The organism is Corynebacterium sp. HMSC066C02 (assembly GCF_001814945.1).
GTDB classification, from domain to species: Bacteria; Actinomycetota; Actinomycetes; order Mycobacteriales; family Mycobacteriaceae; genus Corynebacterium; species Corynebacterium aurimucosum.
Map to the genome: position 1 here is coordinate 1 of NZ_KV818458.1, position 310 is coordinate 310.

The following is a 310-nucleotide window of genomic DNA, read 5'->3' on the forward strand; positions in this document are numbered from 1 at the left end:
CAGGAGCATCCGGCTGCTCAACAGTGACGGTTACGTCAACGTTGTCCTTAGAACCATCCGGGTAAGTCACCTCAACCGGAACAGTGATCTTGTCACCAGGCTTAGCGTCCTCAGGAACGGTAACAGTGATCTCACCAGTGTTCGGATCAACCTTCACACCATCCGGAGCATTCTCACCAGGCTTGAAAGTCGTGCCATCAGGAGCAGTAGTCGGGTTACCGTCCTTGTCCTTAAACTCCGGAGCCGGAACAGTTACATCCTCACCAGGCTTACCAGAACCATCCTCATAACCAGGCTCAAAGGTCTCATT

Annotated in this window: 1 protein-coding gene; it reads right to left on the reverse strand. The window is 52.6% G+C overall.

The features are described from left to right. The coding region (locus tag HMPREF2996_RS07645; protein ID WP_210398908.1) for a YPDG domain-containing protein at positions 1-310 on the reverse strand (310 nt) is incomplete at both ends.